Below are 23,939 nucleotides of genomic sequence, written 5' to 3'. Positions count from 1 at the left end.
ATTTTGCTGATTCAGTTTCGTGGAGAAGGAGCCAACTATGGGCAGGAATAGAAAGTTCCTTTCCTTTAGGAATAGGCGCTTGGAGGTTGGCATGAGGATAGGCAAATAACAGCTGGCTATCGCTCGGATGTTGATAGGTCTTTTCTTGATCACCGATATTGACGAGAATCGTTATTTTTTCACGATCTTTCTCAATCGTGTAGATCAAATGATGATCAGACAACCATTTGACATCACAGTAGTCGCGAATCTCTTGCCCTTTTTTCAAACGAAGGAGTGGCTGTGATTTCCGATAAGCAATCAATTCTTCAAGAAAAGCAATTTCTTCTTGGCATTTTGAAAGGGATGTCCAGTCCAATTGGTTGAGACTATCTGGCAAGTTATAGGTGTTGTCTTCGAGCCCTTTTGTGCGGTAAAATTCTTGACCAGCATGGATAAAAGGTACACCTTGGGATAATAATACCAAATGAAGAGCGAGGCGTGAGAGAGCTTTTCGCTCCTCTAGACGAATCTCTTCTTTTTCAAGTTGGAAATAATCAAAAACAGTTGCATTGTCATGGCATTCGACGTACTGAATGGCTTGTTGAGGTTGGATGAAATGAGCAGGTCCTACTTTCCCGACATTTGCTGTTAGGATATTAGAAAAATCATTGGCTGGATGTTGACTATCACGACGGTGATCGGCTAAGAGTGTTCTCTTGACCGTATCCCGGAAATTATCACTGAAAAAGCCAAAATCTGGTAATCGTTTTGAGTTGTACTGGTGAGCGAGCTGGTCTTCAGAGAGGCCTGTATCCATCTTCCACCCTTCCCCATAGAGATAGATGTTAGGATAGATTTCACGGAGCTCCTCTGCAATCTCTGTCATGGTTTGAATGTCTAAGATTCCCATCAAGTCAAAGCGAAAACCATCAAAGCCGTAGAGGGAAACCCATTGCTTGAGGGATTGCTTGATATAGTGTCTTACCATGGAACGTTCACTTGCGACATCATTCCCACAGAAGGTTCCATTGGTCCGCTCTCCTTCTGCATTATAGCGGTAGAAATAACCGGGTACGATTTGTTCAAATGCATACTCATCGGCCTGGTAGACGTGATTGTAGACCACATCCATGATAACACTAAGATTAGATTGGTGATAGGTTGCAATAGCATCTTGGAGTTCCCAAATCCGTGCATAAGGATCGTTGGGGTCACTGGCATAACTACCTTCTGGAACATTGTATTGGACAGGATCATAACCCCAGTTGTAGGCTTTCCATTGATTCTCTTCATCAACACTACCGAAATCATAGACAGGAAGTAACTGTACATGGGTAATGCCAAGTTTTTGAAGGTAATCAAATCCAAGGATCTGACCATTGAGTTGAGGCGATTCTGTCAACCCTTTAAACTTACCAGGGTGTTTAAAGCCGGCCTCTTTTTGGACAGAGAAGTCCCGAACGCTCATCTCGTAGATGATTGCTTCTGTCGGGTCTAATTGACGAGCAGCACGTGTGATAGGACGTGTAATCTTCTTCCGGTCGATGACCAAGCTGTCTCCAGAGTTGGCCAAAGAGGATAGAGCATAGGGATCGTGAATCCGACGTTCTAGGCCATTGACACGAAATTCATAGTGGTAGGCAGCTCCTTCCCAATCCCCTTTGAGCAAGAGTTTCCAGACACCGTTTTCTGTACGTGTCATCGGATAGATCTGATCTTCGATATGGAGACTCACATCTTGCGAAATCGGTGCCCAGAATTTAAATTGCGTCTGATTTGGTGTGTAAAAACTTCCTAAATCTTCTCCACTATAGGTGAAGGTTTGATCGAAAATGGGTTTGCGAACGATGTTTCGATAGTGGAGTATAGAAGAATTTCCAGTAGCATCGTAGATGGTGTACTCTTCTCCGAGTTCAAGTGGAATAGGGCTTAAGAAATAGTCTCCTGTGTCAGTCGCTGCACTTGACGTTTTGACAGGGATTAAGGCAAGATGACCTTGGTTCGTTTTCAAATAAAAAGGAAGGATATGCTCCTCTCCCTTTTGGATACGAATGAGGTCTTGGTCATCTAAATAAGCAGTAAATGTAGACATAAAGACTCCTAGAGTTTCGTAATGGTATGGTCAATCAATTGACGGTAGCAAACGGTTTTTCCTTCTTTGTGATCCTTGATAATTTGTAGAATTGTCCGAACAGACTCACGTCCGAGTTCCACTGCATTGATGTCAATATAGGCTTCAATATCGAGTCGTGGCTTAATCGAATCAAAGGAAATAATCGGGATTGTCAGCTGGTGTTCTAATAGGTATTGGCGCACCCCTTCAGCAACGAGAATATCGGTTGTCATGATGGCATCTAACTCTGCTAGGGGAAGGCTCTCCATCATTTGATAAGAATTGTCTTCCAACATAAAACCAAATGAGAAATGAACCAGTTTTTCATCGAGAGGAATCCCTGCTTTTTGGAGGGCTTCTTTATAACCTTCGTAGCGGTCTTGAGATACGAACAGTTCTTTGTTTCCCCCGATAAAAGCAATTTTTCGGTAGTTTTGTTGAATGAAATAATCCGTCGCATCAAATGCAGCCTTGATATTATCATTATCCACTAGCGATACAAAAGGTGAAGCTGCCTTTCCGAGAATGAGGAAGGGGAACTTGTCTTTGATCGCAAATTCAACGAGGGGATCATTCGGGTTGGAATAAAGGAAAATCAAACCATCTACACGATTTCCGTAGATGAGTTGTTTGAGGTTGTCGAGCCGCCGTTCTTCATTTTGCCCCGTACAGATTTGGATGGCATAATCATTGTCTGACGCGATCTGGGTAATCCCTCTTAAAACAGTTGGGAAGAAAGGATTCTGGTAGAAGACGTCACTGTCGATTGGTAGGACCAAAGCAATGACTTGACTAGATTGGCTGACAAGGCTGCGAGCATTAAGATTGGGATGGTAGTCCAATTCGACCATGGCCTCACGGACACGTTTTTTTGTTTCATCACTAATCGTGGATTTGTTTTGGATGACGCGCGTGACAGTTGAAGGCGCGACGCCAGCGAGTTTCGCCACATCTTTGATGGTAACACGCATGAGAAAACCTCCTAGCGGTGATAGTCTGGATCACGGAAGTGGGTCTTATAAAATACCATAGCAAGATAGAGTACAAATAAGACATTTTGGATCATGATCGTCGTAGTAAATACTTGATGGAATAGTAAACTGATGAAGACACTCAGTAAAATAGGGAGTCCCAAGCAATTCAGAATACAATTGAAACATTCCTTGAAAGTTTGTAGTGAAAAGAGTCGAGATTTTCGTGTCAAGTAGAGGAAGAAAGATGCCCCTACGATGAGAATCAAATAATTGACTGTCGATAAGAAGCCAGAGAAAATCACGAGAAAGAGACTGACAGGGAGTCGATTGTCGCGAAACCAATCGCTAGAGATAGCTTGAGTGAAGCTTTTTTTATCCCGAAGGCTCTCTTGATTAATAGCCTGGTATGAGACTGTAGCGAGTTCTTTATTCTCTTTTGAGATAATCAATTGTTTGCGATCAAAATGGAGTGTTAACTCCTTGCCTTCACTAGCCTTTGCCTCTTGGCCTAAGATAACCTGTCCTTTTGAAGTCTTGTGTACAGGGTTAGTCCCTGTATAGGTGAGCTCTTGGTCTTTGATCACGACGTGTTCTTGGATATCTTTCATAACGTCTGTTGATAAAGGATCAAACACATCGCTGACAAAGGTTGTCAAAGGATAGGTTTTGAGTTGAGCATTTTGCAGAGCCACAGGTAATAGTGTGATAGAGATTAGAAAGAAAGAAGTAAAAATCATTTGGAACCAGCTCAGTTTTTTGCGGTTTGCAAAAGAAGAGCGGAAATTGAAGATACTTGCGAAATAATTAAAAGGATAGGGCATAAGATGACCTTTCTAAATATAAGAGTATCAGAAATGCAAAGAGAAATCTCTTTGCATTGATTTTATTCTTAACGAAGGGTAGTAAAGCATCCACCATACTACCCTCAACTTAAAAATAAAATGTGCTTGAAATAAGATTCTATTTTATCCTTTATCTCCACCAGCTGTCAAGCCTGAAACAAAGTTCTTTTGTAGGAAGAAGAATAAGATACAGATTGGAACCGCGATCAAAATAGCACCGGCTGCAAAGAAGGCGATTTTTTGATTTTTTTGGTCACTGATAAAGGTTTGAAGACCAACGGCTACAGTATAGTTCACTTCATCACGAAGCAAGAATTTAGACAAGATATAGTCTCCGAAAGGTCCCATGAAAGCCCAAAGTGCTTGAACGGCAATCATTGGACGAACAAGAGGAAGGACGATTTGCCAGAAGCGACGGAAGTGTCCAGCTCCATCCAATTTCGCAGATTCATCGAGGGAAATTGGAACAGTATCAAAGTATCCCTTCATCAACCAGGCATTCATTGGAATACCACCACCAACATAAAGGAAGATCAAGAACCAAGGTTGGTTCAAGGCATTCAGCATCAAAGCCATAACGAAGAAGGCTGTGAGGGCTGCCATGGTTGGGACCATTTGAATAATCAAGAAGAAGACCAAACTTTGTTTACGCGCCAAGAAATTGTAACGGCTGTATGCGTAACCTGCGAAGGTAACGATACTTGTTTGTACAATCATGGTGATAATGGCGATAACCAAGGTGTTCATATACCAAGTGCCATAATGGGTTTCAGAGAAAAGTTTTGAGAAGTTATCAAAACTAAGATTGCCACTAAAATCAAGTGTAAAGGCACTGACATTCCCTGATTTGAAGGCTGATAGAACCGTAATCAACAATGGATAAATGATAACGATTGAAAGAACCACCATGTACAGGTAAGTCAAGAAATGATTGAGGCGGCGTTTAAATTGAACTGAATTTTTCATTTTATACATCCTCCATATCAAATGCATGTAGTTTCTTGAAGGCAACCATAGAGATTGAGATCACAATCACAGAGATAATCAAGGTTACCGCTGCAGCCATTGAATATTGAGGAGAAGAATTGGTTGTCAACTTGTAGATCCATGAGATCAAGATATCTGTAGATCCGGCGTTTCCTCCGACAGAACCAGGTCCCCCATCGTTAAACAAGTAAATGATGGAGAAGTTATTAAAGTTGAAGGTATATTGACTGATCAAAGTTGGAGCTGCAACAGCCATAATCATTGGGAAAGTGATGCTGCGGAATTTTTGCCAACCGTTGGCACCATCAATATAAGCAGCTTCGTAAAGATCGTTTGGAATAGATTGAAGAATCCCTAAAGTCAAGACGTAGATGTAAGGGAAGCCGAGCCAACCTTGCATCATAATCAAAGCAATTTTTGTCCAGGTAGGATCTGTTTTCCAAGGAATCAAAACGCCATCTAAGAATGGGAAGATCTTCGCAAACAATGGGATAACTTGTGCATTGATGGCACCGACACTATCGTTAAACATATTTGAGAATGTAAGGATAGTGATGAAGGCTGGAACAGCCCAAGGAAGCAAGAAGATAACCCCAAAGATTCGTTTTCCTTTTACGAATGGTTGGTTTGCCACAATAGCGGTCAAAATACCGAGTACGATTTGAAGAGTTGATGCTGCGAGAGCCCAAATCAAGGTCCAGCCAAGAACAGAAGTAAAGGCTGAACGGAAGGTACTCAAGGTCCACATGTTAGTGAAGTTTTGGAACCCGATCCAATCCAACAAGGTTGTTGGTGCGGTATGTTTGAAGTCATAGTTGGTAAAGGCGATCATCAAGGTAACCAAAACTGGGAAGATAATCGCAAAGGTCATAGCGATATAAGAAGGGATAATCAAAAGATAAGGGAATCCATTTTCATAGATCGCATGAACCATATCTTTCAAGGTTTTTGGAACTGCAATCCCGTTGTTGATACGTTTGGCAACTGTTCCTGCATCCTTAATATTTAAAGCATAAAAGAGGAAATAGACGATCGTGATGATTAAGTGGAAGGCACCACGAATCAAGATAAAGAGGGAATTATCTTGTCCACGTACTGTTCCAAGTGTGACTAACTTCGCCAATTCTCCTGCTCCAATTCCAATGAAGTAAACGAGAAAGAGAGCAGTCACTGCAAGGAAAATATAGCCTTTAGCTTTTTGTTTGTTATAAATTTGCCCAAGACCCGGGATCAAAGAGAGCCACATAGCCTTTTTAGGGTTTTGTTCTGTAGTCATTCAAATCTCCTTATAATGTCCTTGCCAGAGAGCAAGAAGACAAGTTTGACAGTGATCTAGTAGAAGGTTGATAATTGAACATAAAAGGTTGGGACCTTGTCGCCAACCTCTTACTCAAACCTAAAAACTGTCTTATTTGCTACCGAATTTTTGTTCGATGGTTTCTTTAATCAATTTCACTGCATCGTCAGCAGCAACTTTTGCAGATTTTTTACCACTTACAGCATCGAAAAGCATAGTAGCAGCTGGATCCCAAACAGCACTCATTTCAGAGATGTTTGGCATTGGTTGAGCGTTCTTGAACTGATCAACAACGGCAGTTGTCAATTCATCGTTTTTACCAACCGCATATTTACGAGCTTCTGTGTTGGCAGGAACTTCATTTGTCTTGTCAAACAAAGCTTTTTGTTGGTCAGTGCTTGTCAAGTAGTCAATGAATTTTTGAGCGCCATCAAGGTTTTTCGCACCTGCAGGGATAACCCAAGCTTTACCACCACCGAAGGCAGAATATTGTTTTCCGTTTGGAAGAGTTGGAATAGTTGCGACACCGTAGTTTACTTTAGCTTCTTTCAATGAAGCAGCTTTCCAAGGACCATCGATGATAGCAGCTGTTTTACCTTCTTGGAATTGTGTTTGGATGAAGTTAGCAGCACCTTTTGTATCTTGCAACCCTTTTGGCCATTTATCATACCAAGTTTTTGCGTATTCGATACCGTCTACAGAACCTTGATTGTTCAAACCAAGATCTTTAGGATCTGTACCATCTTTACCAAATACATAACCACCATTACCTGAAAGCAAACCGTAAGCATAGTAGAAGTTTGTCCAGTCAGCTAAGAAGGCAGTTGTTTTACCAGGTTCGCTCGCAAAGTCGTATTTGCTATCTTTTGCAAGATTTTCAAGGTCACCAAATGTTTTTGGTGCTTCGCTAACAAGATCTTTATTATAGTAGAGAACCAAAGTTTCGATGACAGCAGGTGCACCGTAAACTTTACCACCGTTTGTTACAAGAGCTTCAGTTGTTTTATCTGTATGGCTATCTTTGTTTAATGTCACTTCAGCCAATTGACCATCGTTACCAAGACCACCTACACGGTCGTATGGAGCCATCATTACGTCAGGAGCTTTTTTAGATTGGTTATCAAGAGAAAGGTTATCCAATCCACCAAGAGCATCACCAGTCTTGATTTTAACTTTTACGCCATTTTCTTTTTCAAAAGCTTTTGCAGCTTCTTCAACATAAGATTTGTAGCCTTTGTCTACATAGACGTTGATTTCTTTACTTGCTTCAGAAGAACCTGAAGAGCTATTGCTACAAGCAGCAAGTAAGAAGCCGGCAAAACCAACTGTACCAAGTACAGCAGCACTACGTAAAATTGTACGTTTCATGATTTATTCCTCCTAAAGAATAAAAAAAGATAATAATTAGAAACCGTTTTAGACAAACGTTTTCCTAAAACGACTTAAGTATATCACAAGGCGAAAACGTTTGCAAGTGATTTTAAAAAAATTTTTAAAAAATATTTTAATTCTAAACTTTCTTCTATAAAAACCGCTAATTTATTGACATTGCTAATAATAAATACTAAACTAGTGCTAAGGGGCTTTTTTGAAAAAGATAAAAAGTTTTTTAAGAAACCCCTTGCAGAAACTATGGAAAAAGTTTATAATGACATGGTACGCAAACGTTTTCGCAAAAATTGCGTAAACTGAGTTGCGCCTGTTCGATTTTAACAAAGAGTAGAGCCGCTTGAGAGCTGGATACGACTCTGCAACGATACCCATACCGTGCACCGAATCGCAGGCTTCAAAGAAATAAAAAGAGGTGGTAACCCATGAAAAAACGTCAAAGTGGTGTTTTGATGCACATTTCTTCCCTTCCTGGACAATACGGGATCGGATCATTTGGTCAATCAGCATATGATTTTGTTGATTTCCTCGTTCGGACCAAGCAACGTTATTGGCAAATCTTGCCGCTTGGTACAACCAGTTATGGAGATTCTCCATACCAATCTTTCTCAGCTTTTGCTGGGAACACTCATTTTATTGATTTCGATCTTTTGATCGAGCAAGGTTTGTTAACAGAAGCAGACCTTAAAGGAGTGGACTTTGGTCAAGATCCTACTCAAGTGGATTATGCAAAGGTTTTCGAACAACGTCGTCCCTTGCTTGAAAAAGCAGTTGCGAATTTCTTAAAATCAAGTGATCAAAAAGAATTCCAAGAATTTTGTGAAGCCAATGCTTCTTGGTTGGAGCTCTTCGCAGAATACATGGCTATTAAAGAACACTTTGATTTGAAAGCTTGGACAGAATGGCCAGATGCAGATATTCGTGCGCGTGAGCCAAAAGCTTTGGCTAAATACCGTGAAGAATTGGCAGATAAATTGACTTACCATCGTGTGACTCAATTCTTCTTCTTCCAACAATGGTTGGCCTTGAAAGCTTATGCTAACGACCACCACATTGAAATTGTGGGAGATATGCCAATCTATGTAGCAGAAGATTCAAGCGACATGTGGGCTAATCCTCATCTCTTCAAAACAGATGAAAACGGGAAGGCAACTTGCATTGCAGGATGCCCGCCAGATGAGTTCTCAGCAACTGGTCAACTTTGGGGGAATCCAATCTATGACTGGGAAGCAATGGACAAAGACGGCTACCAATGGTGGATTGAACGCTTGCGTGAAAGCTTCAAGATCTACGACATTGTTCGGATCGACCACTTCCGAGGTTTTGAATCATACTGGGAAATCCCAGCTGGTTCCGAAACTGCCGCACCTGGTAAATGGGTCAAAGGTCCTGGCTACAAACTCTTTGCAGCCGTGAAGGAAGAACTCGGTGATTTGAACATCATCGCTGAGGACCTCGGCTTTATGACGAATGAAGTCATTGAGCTTCGCGAACGTACTGGCTTCCCAGGAATGAAGATTCTTCAATTTGCCTTCAATCCTGACGACGAAAGTATCGATAGCCCTCACTTGGCACCAAACAACTCTGTGATGTACACTGGAACACATGATAACAACACAGTTCTTGGATGGTACCGCAATGAAATCGACGATCCAACTCGTGAGTACCTGGCTCGTTATACCAACCGGAAAGAGTACGAATCTGTACCGCATGCTATGCTTCGCACCGTCTTTGCTTCCGTCAGCTTCATGGCGATTGCTACGATGCAAGACTTGCTTGAGTTAGATGGCTCAGCTCGGATGAACTTCCCATCAACTCTTGGTGGTAACTGGTCATGGCGAATGACAGCGGATCAATTGACTCCAGCTGTTGAGCAAGAATTGTTTGATTTCACTACGATCTATCGTCGTGAAAATAAAGACTTGAAAAAAGATGTTAAGAAAGCAGAAAAATAATCTTTCCCTATTAAAATTGTTGAAACAAAGGAGACTTTAAAACATGGAATCATTACAAAAATATGTGATTGATCATCACCAAAAAACAATTGCAGAATGTTCAAATGAAGAATTGTACATTGCTTTGCTTAATTACACCAAGCAAGCAAGCGCTCAAAAGAAATTAAATACTGGTAAGAAAAAAGTTTACTATATCTCAGCTGAGTTCTTGATCGGTAAACTCTTGTCTAACAACTTGATCAACTTGGGTCTTTACGACGATGTCAAACAAGAATTGTCAGATGCTGGTAAAGACTTGATCGAAGTAGAAGAAGTGGAATTGGAACCATCACTTGGTAACGGTGGTTTGGGACGTTTGGCAGCCTGCTTTATCGACTCTATCTCAAGCCTTGGTTTGACAGGGGATGGGGTTGGTTTGAACTACCACTTTGGTTTGTTCCAACAAGTCCTTAAAAACAACCAACAAGAAACGATTCCAAACGCATGGTTGACTGACCAAAGCTGGCTCGTTCGTTCAAGCCGTAGCTACCAAGTGCCATTTGCACACTTCACATTGACTTCTACCCTTTATGATATCGACGTACCTGGTTACAAGATCGATACCAAGAACCGTTTGCGTTTGTTCGACTTGGATTCAGTTGATTCATCTATTATTGAAGATGGTATTAACTTTGACAAGACAGATATCGCTCGCAACTTGACCCTCTTCTTGTACCCAGATGATAGTAACCGTCAAGGGGAATTGCTCCGTATCTTCCAACAATACTTCATGGTATCAAACGGTGCACAATTGATCATCGACGAAGCCATCGAAAAAGGAAGCAACTTGCATGACCTTGCTGACTATGCTGTTGTCCAAATCAACGATACTCACCCATCAATGGTCATCCCTGAATTGATCCGTCTTTTGACAGAACGTGGTATTGGAATGGATGAAGCTATCTCTATCGTACGTAGCATGACAGCTTACACCAACCACACAATCCTTGCAGAAGCCCTTGAAAAATGGCCACTTGAATTCTTGCAAGAAGTGGTTCCTCACTTGGTTCCAATCATTGAAGAATTGGACCGCCGTGTTCGCGCTGAATACAAAGATCCAGCTGTTCAAATCATCGATGAAAATGATCGCGTACACATGGCACACATGGATATCCACTATGGATTTAGTGTAAACGGGGTAGCAGCACTTCATACAGAAATCTTGAAGAATTCTGAGTTGAAAGCCTTCTATGATATTTACCCTGAAAAATTCAACAACAAGACAAACGGTATTACTTTCCGTCGTTGGCTCATGCATGCCAACCCAACCTTGTCACACTACTTGGATGATATCCTCGGACGTGACTGGCACCATGACGCATCTAAATTGGAAGACCTTCTTTCTTATGAAGATAAAGATGCAGTCAAAGAAAAATTGGAAAACATCAAGTCTCACAACAAACGGAAATTGGCTCGTTTCTTGAAAGACCATCAAGGTGTGGAAATCAATCCAAATTCTATCTTTGACACCCAAATCAAACGTCTTCACGAATACAAACGTCAACAAATGAACGCTTTGTATGTGATCCACAAATACTTGGACATCAAAGCTGGAAATATCCCTGCTCGTCCAATCACTGTTCTCTTTGGTGGTAAAGCAGCTCCTGCCTACACCATTGCACAAGATATCATCCACTTGATCCTTTGCTTGTCTGAAGTGATTGCAAACGATCCAGCGGTAGCTCCACACTTACAAGTTGTTATGGTAGAAAACTACAACGTAACTGCTGCAAGCTACTTGATCCCAGCTAGCGATATTTCTGAGCAAATCTCTCTTGCTTCGAAAGAAGCTTCAGGTACTGGTAACATGAAATTCATGTTGAATGGTGCATTGACACTTGGTACTATGGATGGAGCCAACGTGGAAATCGCTGAATTGGTTGGACGTGATAACATCTACATCTTCGGTGAAGATTCAGAAACGGTTATCGATCTTTATGCCAAATCAGCATACAAATCAGCAGACTTCTATGAACGTGAAGCCATCAAACCATTGGTAGACTTTATCGTCAGCGATGCCGTTCTTGCAGTTGGGAACAAAGAACGCTTGACTCGTCTTCACAATGAATTGATCAACAAAGACTGGTTCATGACTCTTCTTGATTTGGAAGACTATATTGTAACCAAAGAACGCATGTTGGCTGACTACGAAGATCGTGATGCATGGTTGGATCAAGTCATCGTTAACATTGCGAAAGCAGGATTCTTCTCATCTGACCGTACGATCGCTCAGTACAACGAAGACATCTGGCACTTAAACTAATCACTAGTTGTTAGACCAAGGTCCTTCAGATCTTGGTCTTTTTTGTAGCTTTGAGAGAGGCCACTGGTGAACTTTTAGGGATGTGCAACAGGATGAAGGATGAAGATAGAGATACGACATTTTTTTCAAATAAACTGAGAAGCTCCTCATAATTGAGAATGGTTTTCTTGTTTGAAGGAAAAAGATAAAAAATGAAACCTAATGGCTATCAAATGGGAATTTTAACGATGTCTTTTTTTTGAATCTGCAAAATACATAAGGGAAAAAGTTACATAATTTAAGTTTCTGGAGTTTGTTCCTTACCGATGGAATATAAACATTTATTGTACCTATTTTTGTTTAGTGGTGAAAGTTTTAAAAATAAAAAACAGAGGAAATGCCTTGAAAATCCATTATTTTTTCAATACATAGTGCATTTATTTTCAACGTAAAAATTGGAAATATTAGTAAATAAAAGTGTCATATATTTAGAGTAAAATAAAAAATTATATTAACACATCTTTTAAAATAGTTGATTGTGATACAATGTAATTAACTGGTAGTAGCATTTTTTTGCACCTGCCGTGAGATTTTTTGACTAAAAAGGAGAATATTGGAAATGAAAAGCTATCGTGAACAGTGTTCGAAGCAAGAAAAATTTTCAATTCGTAAATTATCAGTCGGTGTTGTTTCATTGGCCGTCGCTGGATTGGCTACTGTAAACACTTACGGAGCAGAAGTAAAAGCTGACGAGGAGACGGGACCGGCTACTGAAGTAACCGCTACAGATACAGTAGCAAGCTCTAAGTTGACGTCTACAACTGTGACAGATGGAAATAAAACAGTTACGACAACATATGTAGAATCACCAGAACTTGAAAAAGCAAAAGCAGCTGCAGTTGCAGAAGGTGTGACAGTTACAGAAGAAGCTGAAAAAGTCCAACCGTCTATCGCAGCAGCCGAAGCAGATAATAAAGCTCAAACAGCTGAAATCAACACAGTAATCGAAAACTACAAAAAAGCAAAAGCAGAGTATGAAGCAAAATCTCAAGAAATTACATTGATTGAAAAGAGAAATGCGGAAGCGGAAGCAAAATACAAATCTGAACTTGCTACTTATAACGAGAAGAAAGAGCAGTATGAATTGGATTTTCTTTCTTACCAAGCTAAATTAGCACAATATCAAGAATTATTGAAACAGTACAAGATTGCTAAGAAAATGTACGACAGCTACATGGAAGATAATGGGTTTAGCGATCTCAAAAATTTAGAAACTGTTCAAGATTTAACCTTCCAACGTGAAACGAATGCGATCCATCAAATCGATGGGATTAATACCTATCTTACCAAAGATGCCCAAGCTCGTCTAAATACGAGCAATGTACATCAATATGACTCAAATAAATTGATGAGTTCGGATATCGTTTCTACAAGCCCTTGGACAAACAGGGAAACGGAATACATCCTTGTTAGAGAGGGAGATAAATTTGTAGTTACTTATGATAATTTAAATAAATCGAGTATACGTGAAAATGTGAATGTAAATCCAATCAAACGTGTAATTTATCGATATGAAATTATCAGTCTTCCTTCAAATGACGGGAAAGGAATCGCAGCTGTGAGTGCTGATCCAACCGTCACTTTGACGATCGGTGCTTCGACCGATAAACTTAAACCAGTTAAGGTTGCTGTCGATGTTGAATTTTATGATGGGAATGGTCGTCGGTTTGATCTTACTAAACACAATGCCATAGTTGCTTTAAATTCGTTGAATCACTGGACAGGTGCTTCTTATGTCGAAAGTGGAGATAAACCTCGTGCTCTTACAGTGGAAGCTAAGGATAAGAATGGGAATACGGTTCGTGGGACTTGGAACCCCTATGCAGACGGGTCATCGATGAGCATTGAACACAATGCGGTTGTTGTAAAAAATGGGATCCCTGACTTTGGATCTGCCGAGGTAACCATCTCTGCGGAAAATCCAATCAAAATTGTAGCTCAGAAAACAACATTTAATGGAAGTGAATTCGTAGTTAGTGAAGAAACAGTTATCGATGCGACAAGCGTCAATGTATCAGGTACTGGGAATGGTCACAATATTGGGACAGACAACTATACGTTGAATGGTAAAGATGATATTATTGGCGTTTATACTATTAATTCTACAACAGGAGAGCTAACCTTTACACCGAAGAAAAAGTTTGAAACATTAGAACATATAGAATCGGTGAATATTGGAAATAACAAGTATATCGCAATTCCGAATTCTAGTGTGTCTTATGATCCTACTACCAAAGAAGTGAAATCACTGAAAGATAATCAATATATTGAACATGGTTCAGCGTTTAATGGGGAGACCTCTTCGGCCCTCGAAGGATGGGACAATCCAGATTCGAAGTATCTCTATTATGGTGGTGCAGGACTTAAGATGTTAGACGGGCATCTTGTATTTACAGCAAATGGAGCAAATGCAAAGGGACAACCGACGGTTTATTGGTTTGCCATTAATTCAGAGGTGGCAGTTCCTAAAAATCCAGGTAAAGAACCTGAAAAGCCTACTGCTCCAATTCCACCCATTGCTCCAACTCCACCGACTTTGGAAGTTGTTCCAAATGCTAAACCGGTGAAACCAGAAGCTAGAGTGAAATGGCATAAGAACAAAGTGGTAAGGAAAACAGAAATTCTACCAACACCAACTTCATATACCCCACCAACACCAATTGTTCCACCAACTCCGGAAATTCCGGAACAGCCCGTACAACCTGCGCAACCACAAACACCTACGCTTCCAAATACAGGTACAGAAAGCTCAACTGCAGCTGTTCTTGCAGGTGCGATGACTGGATTGTTCGGACTAGGTCTTGCTCGCAAGAAGAAAGAGGATTAATTCTTATTTCTTTCGTTCATTCATCTAAATAAAGAAAGTCAGAAGGCAAGCTCTTCTGGCTTTTTTGATAGAGTGATGACCAAATAGTTGAGAAAAAGAACAGAATAGTTTTTGGATGAGGAGAGGAAATGGCTTTTATAGACCAAATCGTGTCCAAATGAAGCAGAATAGAAATAGATGACACAAGAAGAAAGAAATGAGATATACTGGTGGTGTTCGAATGAATGTTTATAGGACTCCGTTATATCTCTAGTAATCCCAATAAAACAGTTACGATGTCTTTTTTCATCTTTTGTACACATTATTTTTCCGAATGAATTTCATTTGAACGAATCAGTGATCAGGCAAGTGCTTCCACGGTTTTGAGGCGCTTGCCTTTCTATCTGTATCGCGATATAATAGGGTGTAAGAAATGAAAAGGAGTTTGTATGAAAAAGAAACCTATCTATCTTTACATCCTGTTATTTTTCTCTACGGTTGGAACCCTAACATCAGCTGTCTCAACCTTTGGAGCTTCAAAGAGTTTTGAGCTGACAGATGATTTCGCTAAACAACTTGGTTTAACAACGGCTCAAGACAAGGCTGACTATGTGGCATATTATGAGAAATCAGCCCAAGTTAATCAGTCTCCGCTAGCCTTTTTATTTGTTTCCTTGATTCTGATTGCTTTGCTTGCAACTTTCTATTACCTCTTTATGAAGCAGGATCTGTTAACAGCCCATTATACTTACATGGGGCAGATTTTGTTAAGTCAAGCATTCTCTTGTTATAATTATTTTGCAGAGCGTCCACTATTAGCTAGTTTTTCAACCCCGTCCCTTCGCCAACGATATCTGGCATCTTCGTCCATTGCTTTGTTACTCTTGACTGCTTTATCCCTTCTCTTCCTTGGAATTGTTTTGTATAAAACCTTGCGTTTGAGAAAAGCTCAAGCTAGGGCGTAATAGATAAGTTTGAATGGAGCTCTCTTAGAGGATAAGAGAGCTTCTTGATTGGAGAAAAAGATGAAAGTATCCTTTGTTTATATTAGTCTGAGTGGGAATACAGAGAGTTTTGTTCGCCGCTTAAGTGACTATTTGCTGGAAGCCCATCCCGGACTTGAAATCGAGAAAGTTCATGTGAAAGACCTGGTCAAAGAGGGCCAGCCCTTCTTTGAAATGACCAATCCTTTTATCACTTTTTTGCCTACCTATTTGGAGGGTGGAAATGGTGTGGACAATGGCGATGTGGAAATTTTGACGACAGATGTCGCGGATTTTATTGCTTATGGAGACAATGCCAGCAAGTGCTTAGGAGTGGTTGGATCAGGCAATCGGAATTTTAACAATCAATATTGTTTGACTGCTAAGCAATACAGCCAACGTTTTGGTTTCCTTATGTTAGCCGATTTTGAAATGCGGGGGATGTTGGGAGATATTAAAAAAGTAGCCGCCATTGTAGAGGATTTGTATCATTTATAAAAAAGCGCTGAGAAATCAGCGTTTTTTGTTCGATAAATTGTAAAATATAGTGCAACAAAAAAACTCATAGCGTTTCATTGGTGTAAACTGTAAGTAACCACACAAACAGAACCCGAGGAAAAACTATGAGCTACTCCCATCTTACCATAACCGACCGAGTAAAGATAGAAACTTACTTGGATTTAGGTTTGAAATCTTGCCAAATTGCAAGTAAACTTGGCTTTCATAAGTCTACCATTTCAAGAGAGTTAAGACGATGCCAAAATGGTTACTCCGCCGTCTTAGCACAGGAACAGTACGACCACAGGGCTAAGCAAAAGGGTCGGAAGTCTTGTTTGACACCAAAGTTGAAAAAGGAAATTGAGAAGGGGTTAAAAGCCTCTTGGTCACCTGAACAGATTTGTGGTCGCTATCAGCTTGAACAAAAGCCAATGGTAGCTTTTAAAACCATCTATAACTGGCTCTATGCTGGTTTGATTGATCTGGATTTAAGCATCCTGCGCCGAAAGGGAAAAAGTCGACAGCCCAAAGAAACACGTGGGACATTTAGGATTGGCACGTCGATTGCCAAACGTCCTAAAGAGGTCAGGAATCGTGAGACTTTTGGCCACTGGGAGCTCGATACTGTGGTGTCTTCCAGAGGCAAAAGTAAGGGCTGTTTAGCGACCTTTCTAGAGCGAAAAACTCGTTTTTACTTAGCTTTCAAGATACCAGATAGAACAGCCCAAGCCATGTTTTCAGCTATCGAACAACTTTGTAGGCTATTTCCAAAAGAGGCTCTTAAAACCTTCACTTCAGACAGGGGAAAAGAGTTTGCCTGCTATCCTCTGGTGGAGAACTTAGGAATTCCCTTTTTCTTTGCGGACGCCTATTCTTCCTGGCAGAGAGGAAGCAATGAAAACGCAAATGGCTTACTAAGAGAATATTTCCCAAAGAAAACAGATTTAGCCGTTATCTCTGATGAGGATTTGAACAAGGCTTTATTTGATATCAATCACCGACCACGAAAATGTTTAGCTTACAGAACTGCTTGTGAAGCTCTAGAGGATGAGTTCAAGTAAATGTTGCACTTATTCTTGCAATTTATCGTTCATTTAAAGAAAAAAGGAGATCAATCATCTCCTTTTTTCAATTTGGGAATAGTTGTTCCAACTACTTGTGGCATTTTACATTTTCTCAGGTGCATCGACACCAAGTAAGCGAAGGGCTTCTTTTAAGACGACTGCTGTTGAGTAGCTAAGAGCAAGACGGCTTTCGCGTTCAGGGCTTTCATCCAAGATACGAGTGTGTGCATAGTATTTGTTGAAGGCTTGAGCCAAGTTGATGGCATATTTTGCGATCAAGGATGGATCATAGTTTTCAGCAGCACGTTTGACAACACGAGAGAAGTCTTGGAGAAGCTTGATGATTTCCCAGCTTTCAGGATCGCTCAAGCTGTATGTAGCATCTGTTGATGGTGTGAAGTTGGCTTTGCGAAGGATCGATTGGATACGAGCGTATGCGTATTGAACGTAAGGTCCAGTTTCTCCTTCGAAGGATACCATGGCTTCGAGGTCGAAGTCATAACCGTTGCGGCGGTCCGTCTTCAAGTCGTAGAATTTAACCGCGCCAACACCGACTGCATGTGCCACTTCTTCCTTGTTTTCAAGTTCAGGATTCTTTTCTTCGATCTGAGCTTTGGCACGAGAGATCGCTTCTTGAAGAGTTGGTTCGAGAAGGATGATATTTCCTTTACGAGTTGACAATTTTTGGCGGTTTTTTGTCACCAAACCAAAGTCAACGTGAACCATATCGTCGCTCCAGTCAAATCCCATTTTCTTCAGAACAGCTTTCAACTGACGGAAGTGGTTGGATTGTTCTTGACCTACAGCATAGATGTTTTTCACAAAGTTGTAAGTCCGCGCACGATACATAGCAGTTGCGATATCACGAGTGATATAAAGGGTTGCACCGTCTGATTTTTTGATCATAGCTGGTGGAAGGTTCACATCATCAAGCTCAACGATGCTAGCCCCTTTAGATTCTTTCAACAAGCCTTTGTCTTCAAGGATTTGAACCCCTTCATCCATCTTGTCGTTGTAGAAAGCTTCTCCGTTTAAGCTATCAAACTCAACACCGAGGAGTTTGTAGATACGGTTGAATTCCACCAAGCTTTCGTCACGGAACCATTGCCACAATTCAGTTGCTTCTGGATCCCCATCTTCCAATTTTTTGAACCATTTACGTCCTTCTTCATCAAGCTCAGGATCGTTTTCGATTTCAGCGTTGATTCGAACATAAAGTTTTAGCAATTCATCGATTGGGTTGGCTTCGACAGCTTCCTTGCTACCCCATTTTTTGTAGGCCACCATCAAGAGACCGAACTGTTTACCCCAGTCCCCCAAGTGGTTAATTTTAATCGTGTTGTAGCCCATTTTGCGGAAGATGTTTGAAAGAGCATCCCCGATAACGGTTGAGCGCAAGTGACCAACTGAGAATGGTTTTGCGATGTTTGGACTTGAAAGGTCGATGGTGATGTTTTGACCATGTCCTTCGTCTTGTTGGCCGTAGTCTGCGCCTGCTTCAATGACAGATTTGATCACCTGATCAGAGATCTTAGACTTATCTAAGAAGAAGTTCACGTAAGGTCCAGTTGCAACGACTTTTTCGAAGGCGCTTTGGTCGATCTTTTCAGCAATATCTGCAGCGATTGCTTGAGGAGCCTTGCGTTCCACTTTTGCAAGTGAGAAGGCTGGAAAAGCAATATCACCAAGATCAGATGATTTTGGTTGTTCAAGCAAGTTTAAAATAGCATCTTGGTCAAGAGAGTCAATCACTTTGGCCAATTCACTAGCAATGAGTTCTTTATTATTCATATTAGCTCCTTAGTCCTTTTAACTATTATTTTAACACAATTCTGAGCGAATTTTCAATTTTTTTGGTATAATTTAAAGTATATTTATTCAAAAGTGGAGGTCCAATGAAAAAGACAGAACGTCACCTTTTGATTCAACAAATGATTCGAAATGAAAAATTGTCGACTCAAAAAGAGATTCAGGATCGATTAGAAGCAAAAGGAATTGCTGTAACGCAAACAACTCTATCACGAGATTTGCGCGATCTGGGTCTAGTCAAGGTGAAACGAAAAGACCAGTTGTATTATATTTTGCCAAATGAGCCTGAGGTGGCAGAGATTTATATTATGTTGTCCAGCCATGCAAAGTCTGTCTCACGAGCAGAATTCACCTTGGTCTTGCGGACAGAGCTAGGAGAAGCAGCTCTCTTGGCCAATGGTGTAGATGAAATGTCAGATGAGCGTATTTTGGGAACAGTAGCAGGGGCCAATACCCTCTTGATTGTCTGCCGTGACCAAGATGCAGCCATTGAAATTCAAAATGAAATTTTAGGGATGATGCAGTAGTCAAGCCCCGTTGGAGAGAAAGAGAGATGTCAAAAGGAGGAAGATAGTGAGCTATCTACTCCTGTTTTCATCTATGGAGCTTGCGTCAGCAAATGATGCAACAGTAAGGAATAAAGAAGTATGACAGTAGAAAAAATATCCCCTGGAATGCAGCAGTATCTAGATATCAAAAAAGATTATCCGGATGCCTTTTTGCTGTTTCGAATGGGAGATTTTTACGAATTATTTTATGAAGATGCAGTGAATGCAGCTCAAATTTTAGAGATTTCCTTAACCTCACGGAATAAAAATGCAGAGAATCCGATCCCTATGGCGGGTGTTCCCTACCACTCGGCCCAGCAGTACATCGATGTTCTCATCGAACAGGGCTATAAGGTCGCGATTGCAGAACAAATGGAAGACCCCAAAGAAGCCAAGGGGGTCGTTAAGCGTGAAGTCGTACAGGTGATTACGCCGGGTACAGTGGTGGATTCGACCAAGCCAGATAGTGAGAACAACTTCCTGGTTGCTTTGGATCGTTCAGGAAATGAGTATGGGCTAGCCTATATGGATCTGGTAACAGGGGAGTTTCAGGTGACGACCCTCAATGACTTCACTATGGTTTGTGGAGAAATCCGCAATTTACGTGCGCGTGAGGTGGTCCTGGGTTATGAGTTGCCAGAACAAGAAGAGCGTGTGTTTGTTAGCCAGATGAATCTTTTGCTGTCACATGTAGAGACGGCGCTTGACGATGTTCAACTCTTAGGGGATCAGTTGAGTGAGCTAGAAAAGAAAACGGCTGGAAAACTTCTCCGGTATGTCCACCAGACACAAATGCGGGAATTGAGTCACCTCAAAAAAGCCCATCATTATGAGATTTGCGATTTCTTGCAGATGGACTTTGCGACCAAGGCTAGTCTTGATTTGACAGAGAATGCACGGACTGGGAAGAAACATGGTAGCTTGTATTGGTATTTGGATGAAACCAAGACGGCCATGGGAGGCCGTTTGTTGCGGTCCTGGATTCAGAAACCCTTAGTCGATTTGAAACGGATTCGAGAGCGCCAGGACATCATTCAGGTCTTTATGGATCATTTCTTTGAACGGAGCGATTTGACCGACAGCCTCAAAGGGGTCTATGACATTGAACGCTTAGCGAGTCGGGTTTCCTTTGGTAAGATCAATCCTAAGGATCTCTTGCAGCTAGGAGATACTCTGGGGCATGTGCCGACGATCAAGTCGATTCTACTGGGGATTGGTGATCCAGTCTTAGATGTCTTAATTGCACGCTTGGATGAACTTCCCGAGTTGCATCGCTTGATTACCTCAGCTATTTCTCCGGAAGCGTCTGCTGTTATTACAGAGGGAAATATCATCCGTACTGGGTTTGACGAGCAATTGGACCAGTACCGTGTTGTTCTTCGGGATGGTACCGGTTGGATTGCTGAGATTGAAGCCAAGGAGCGCGAAGCCAGCGGCATTACAGGTCTCAAAATCGATTACAACAAGAAGGACGGCTACTATTTTCATGTCACCAATTCTCAATTGAGTCACGTGCCTGCTCACTTTTTCCGCAAGGCGACCTTGAAAAATTCAGAACGCTTTGGTACGGAGGAATTGGCACGCATCGAAGGAGATATGCTTGAGGCGCGTGACAAGTCTGCTAATTTGGAATATACGATTTTTATGCGGATTCGTGAAGAAGTTGGCAAGTATATCCAACGTCTGCAACAGTTAGCTCAGGCGATTGCGACGGTTGATGTTTTACAAAGTTTAGCCAGTGTCGCTGAGTCGCAACAGTTGAATCGTCCCCTCTTTCATGAAGAGCGACGAATCGCGATCGACAAAGGTCGCCATCCGGTTGTTGAGAAAGTGATGGGAGCCCAATCCTATATCCCTAATAGCATCTTTATGGATGAAGAACGGGATATTCAGCTGATTACGGGACCAAATATGAGCGGGAAGTCTACCTATATGCGCCAATTGGCGATCATTGTGATTCTTGCCCAAATTGGCTCCTATGTACCCGCGCAAAGGGCTGAATTGCCAATCTTTGATGCCATTTATACCCGGATCGGAGCTGCTGATGACCTGGTATCGGGACAGTCTACCTTCATGGTGGAAATGATGGAAGCCAATCACGCCATTCGCAAGGCAACGCCTCAGTCTTTGATTTTATTTGATGAGTTGGGACGGGGAACTGCGACCTATGATGGGATGGCCCTCGCCCAATCCATCATCGAATACATTCACGATCGAACCGGTGCCAAAACCTTGTTTGCGACCCATTACCATGAGTTGACGGCTCTCTCAGAGACCTTGTCCCGTTTGGAAAATGTCCATGTTGCGACCTTGGAGCGAGATGGTCAGGTTACCTTCTTGCACAAGATTGAACCCGGTCCTGCAGATAAATCCTATGGGATTCACGTGGCCAAGATCGCTGGTTTGCCAGAAGAGTTGCTGGAGCGGGCGGATGCGATTTTGACCAAGCTTGAAGGACAAGCCCAGCAAGTACCGCTTGCGGATACAACTCCTAAAAAGGAAGTGTCTTCGCAGGTTGCTGAACAAATGTCCCTCTTTGAGGAGGAGGCAGAAAATACGGTGATCACAGAATTGAAGAATCTGGATCTCTACAACATGACTCCCATGGAAGTCATGATGGCAGTCGCCGAATTGAAAAAGAAATTGTAAAAAAGGGAGTGAGAAAGAACTCCAATATAAAAAAGGTTGAAAAGGTTCCCCAAACCTTTTCAATCTTCCCACCCCCGCATAGCTCCAACAGTCTGGGAGACTGTTGGAGGTTGCAGATAAAGGAAACATTGTTTCCGTCCACATAGGTCATCTTTGGAGCTCAATAAGCGAACAAAGATACCAATCAACCACTGCGTCATACAGTTATGCCTATTAAACATCGAAGACTGGACAGTTTTTGCCCAGTCTTTTTTCTCTTAGTGGTTAGTAATGCTTTGATTGATTTCTTGAACTTGTTTTTTATAAAAATGATAAGAGACTAACCAGATGATCACGTAAACGAGGGTGAATTCGACAACGAGTGAGAGGTAAAATCCGAGTCGTGCTGGAAACCAGCCGGCCAAAGTAGCCAGAGGAATAAACCCAAGTAACATGAGTAGGTAATGGCTCAGAGTAGCCCGTAAGAGGCTCCAGTCTTTTTGAAAGAGGAGACTTCCGAAGCTAAAGAGGACCCCAATTGCACCCCAAACGAGGGCACAATAGAGCATGACCAGTGAGCCGTGAACATGATGCAAGAACATCCAGTGGCCGACTGCAGAGTTGGGACTTAAGGGAAGGTACAACTCAGGTGAGAAGAGATAGGAAAAGAAGATGGATAAGATGAGCCCAATGAGAATCCCTTTCAGGGCGTCAGAAAAAGATTGTTTTAGCATGATAATTTCTCCTTAATGGCTTTCAAGTAACGACGGGAGGAGTAGGTCAGACTCCCGTTTTTAAGATAGATTTGCACCGATCCTCCACTGGTAAAGTGCAGGTGATCGATGGATTGGGTGTTAATAATTTCAGATTGGGAAATTTTGAGAAAGAAGGTCGGTAAGTCTTCAGATAGCTGATAGAGTGGACCAGTCAGGATAAATTGATCTGTCATGGTTTCACCAATCACTTGCCGATTTTCAATGTAAAAACGTTGGAATAGCTGGCTTTCGATCAGATAAGCTTCCCCATCCTTTTTGGCACGTAAGCGCCCTTTTTGATCCAGCTCTCTCGCAAAGTCTCGGATTTTCTCTACACGCGCAGACAGTGCAGGTGCTGTGATCATCACCGCTTCTTCTTGGAAGTGGGAATCAATTTGTACTTCAACTTTCATAAGATAGTTTCTCCCTCCTTTGGGTAAAGTCGGTTGGCCTGCTAGCCCGGCTCCTTCTTTACACTACTATTAAACACTTTTTCCAAAGGGAAGACAAGGGGATTTGTCTATGTGGTCGTTTTCTTTGTCTATGCGGTTTTTAAGGAAGAAGATGGGGACAAGCCTACGTTTTTTAAGAAAGGGAGTCTTGTAGATCTGTGGTATAATAGAGCTACATGTATCGGTGAAAAAATAGGTAAAGGAGCAGACATGTCACAGATTATTGAATTGCCAGAAGTCTTAGCCAATCAGATTGCGGCGGGTGAAGTGATTGAACGACCTGCTAGTGTGGTCAAGGAGTTGGTTGAAAACTCGATCGATGCTGGGGCTAGCCAGATCGTTGTTGAAATCGAAGAAGCAGGATTGAAGTCGATTCGGATTACAGACAATGGGGAAGGAATTGCGCACGATGAAGTCGCTTTAGCCCTCCGTCGACATGCGACCAGTAAGATCAAGAGTCAAGCGGATCTTTTTCGTATTCGAACGCTTGGTTTTCGTGGTGAGGCCATGCCTTCC

The 23,939-nt window shown here is 41.7% G+C and carries 18 protein-coding genes; 9 read left to right on the top strand and 9 right to left on the bottom strand.

Features of this window, described 5'->3' with window-relative positions:
• The 6 genes from pulA to SPADD19_RS09255 all read right to left on the bottom strand — a co-directional run.
• On the bottom strand, positions 1-2,074 hold a 2,074-nt coding region (gene pulA, locus SPADD19_RS09280; protein ID WP_128861630.1), incomplete at its 3' end, for a type I pullulanase.
• Between the two features lie 8 nt (positions 2,075-2,082).
• Complete coding sequence (locus tag SPADD19_RS09275; RefSeq protein WP_013904333.1) at positions 2,083-3,066, bottom strand: LacI family DNA-binding transcriptional regulator; 984 nt, start codon at positions 3,064-3,066, stop codon at positions 2,083-2,085.
• Between the two features lie 11 nt (positions 3,067-3,077).
• Entirely contained in the window at positions 3,078-3,890 is an 813-nt protein-coding gene (locus tag SPADD19_RS09270) for a DUF1189 family protein (protein ID WP_021154118.1), read from the bottom strand.
• A 144-nt stretch (positions 3,891-4,034) separates the two neighbouring features.
• Positions 4,035-4,877, bottom strand: coding sequence for a sugar ABC transporter permease (locus SPADD19_RS09265; protein WP_021154117.1), 843 nt, complete (start codon positions 4,875-4,877; stop codon positions 4,035-4,037).
• A 1-nt stretch (position 4,878) separates the two neighbouring features.
• Entirely contained in the window at positions 4,879-6,174 is a 1,296-nt protein-coding gene (locus SPADD19_RS09260) for a sugar ABC transporter permease (RefSeq protein WP_061455856.1), read from the bottom strand.
• Positions 6,175-6,306: 132 nt separating this feature from the next.
• Positions 6,307-7,563: an extracellular solute-binding protein gene (locus SPADD19_RS09255; RefSeq protein ID WP_061455855.1), complete on the bottom strand. Its 1,257-nt coding sequence runs from the start codon at positions 7,561-7,563 to the stop codon at positions 6,307-6,309.
• A 446-nt stretch (positions 7,564-8,009) separates the two neighbouring features.
• Here SPADD19_RS09255 and malQ point away from each other — a divergent pair, with 446 nt between their 5' ends.
• The 6 genes from malQ to SPADD19_RS09220 all read left to right on the top strand — a co-directional run bounded on the left by malQ (position 8,010) and on the right by SPADD19_RS09220 (position 17,228).
• Positions 8,010-9,539: a 4-alpha-glucanotransferase gene (malQ, locus tag SPADD19_RS09250; RefSeq protein ID WP_061455854.1), complete on the top strand. Its 1,530-nt coding sequence runs from the start codon at positions 8,010-8,012 to the stop codon at positions 9,537-9,539.
• Between the two features lie 43 nt (positions 9,540-9,582).
• Positions 9,583-11,841 carry a glycogen/starch/alpha-glucan family phosphorylase gene (gene glgP, locus SPADD19_RS09245; RefSeq protein ID WP_061455853.1) on the top strand — a complete coding sequence of 753 codons (2,259 nt, stop codon included), beginning with the start codon at positions 9,583-9,585 and terminating at the stop codon, positions 11,839-11,841.
• Positions 11,842-12,439: 598 nt separating this feature from the next.
• Positions 12,440-14,707 (top strand): GbpC/Spa domain-containing protein, encoded by a 2,268-nt coding sequence (locus SPADD19_RS09240; RefSeq protein WP_049518384.1) that lies wholly within the window; start codon positions 12,440-12,442, stop codon positions 14,705-14,707.
• A gap of 428 nt (positions 14,708-15,135) precedes the next feature.
• The gene (locus tag SPADD19_RS09230; RefSeq protein WP_049518385.1) at positions 15,136-15,651 is read left to right on the top strand and encodes an ABC transporter permease; all 516 of its coding nucleotides are present in this window, start codon (positions 15,136-15,138) and stop codon (positions 15,649-15,651) included.
• A gap of 48 nt (positions 15,652-15,699) precedes the next feature.
• The gene (gene nrdI, locus SPADD19_RS09225) at positions 15,700-16,167 is read left to right on the top strand and encodes a class Ib ribonucleoside-diphosphate reductase assembly flavoprotein NrdI (RefSeq protein ID WP_128861624.1); all 468 of its coding nucleotides are present in this window, start codon (positions 15,700-15,702) and stop codon (positions 16,165-16,167) included.
• Positions 16,168-16,292: 125 nt separating this feature from the next.
• Positions 16,293-17,228, top strand: coding sequence for an IS30 family transposase (locus SPADD19_RS09220; RefSeq protein WP_061455850.1), 936 nt, complete (start codon positions 16,293-16,295; stop codon positions 17,226-17,228).
• Between the two features lie 105 nt (positions 17,229-17,333).
• Here SPADD19_RS09220 and argS read toward each other — a convergent pair whose 3' ends face one another.
• Positions 17,334-19,022, bottom strand: coding sequence for an arginine--tRNA ligase (gene argS, locus SPADD19_RS09215; RefSeq protein ID WP_013904324.1), 1,689 nt, complete (start codon positions 19,020-19,022; stop codon positions 17,334-17,336).
• A 104-nt stretch (positions 19,023-19,126) separates the two neighbouring features.
• Between argS and argR the strand changes: the two genes are divergently transcribed.
• Together argR and mutS are read left to right on the top strand one after the other, a co-directional pair.
• A complete protein-coding gene (argR, locus tag SPADD19_RS09210; protein ID WP_003009125.1) occupies positions 19,127-19,567 on the top strand; it encodes an arginine repressor in 441 nt (146 codons plus the stop codon).
• A 120-nt stretch (positions 19,568-19,687) separates the two neighbouring features.
• The gene (gene mutS / locus SPADD19_RS09205) at positions 19,688-22,237 is read left to right on the top strand and encodes a DNA mismatch repair protein MutS (protein WP_061455849.1); all 2,550 of its coding nucleotides are present in this window, start codon (positions 19,688-19,690) and stop codon (positions 22,235-22,237) included.
• 257 nt (positions 22,238-22,494) lie between these two features.
• Here the strand turns inward: mutS and SPADD19_RS09200 are convergent, their stop codons facing one another.
• A complete protein-coding gene (locus SPADD19_RS09200) occupies positions 22,495-22,950 on the bottom strand; it encodes a DUF3021 domain-containing protein (RefSeq protein ID WP_013904322.1) in 456 nt (151 codons plus the stop codon).
• Entirely contained in the window at positions 22,944-23,384 is a 441-nt protein-coding gene (locus tag SPADD19_RS09195) for a LytTR family DNA-binding domain-containing protein (RefSeq protein ID WP_003018046.1), read from the bottom strand. Before SPADD19_RS09195 ends, SPADD19_RS09200 begins: the two co-directional genes overlap by 7 nt.
• 249 nt (positions 23,385-23,633) lie before the next feature.
• On the opposite strand from SPADD19_RS09195, the gene mutL reads away from it, so the two are divergent.
• Positions 23,634-23,939: DNA mismatch repair endonuclease MutL (gene mutL / locus SPADD19_RS12935; protein ID WP_241496568.1), on the top strand; the 306-nt coding region annotated here is incomplete at its 3' end.

The sequence above is a fragment of the Streptococcus parasanguinis genome (genome assembly GCF_001578955.1).
GTDB classification, from domain to species: Bacteria; Bacillota; Bacilli; order Lactobacillales; family Streptococcaceae; genus Streptococcus; species Streptococcus parasanguinis_U.
Note: the sequence above shows the minus strand (reverse complement) of the source record. Positions and strands in the feature narration are given on the sequence as shown.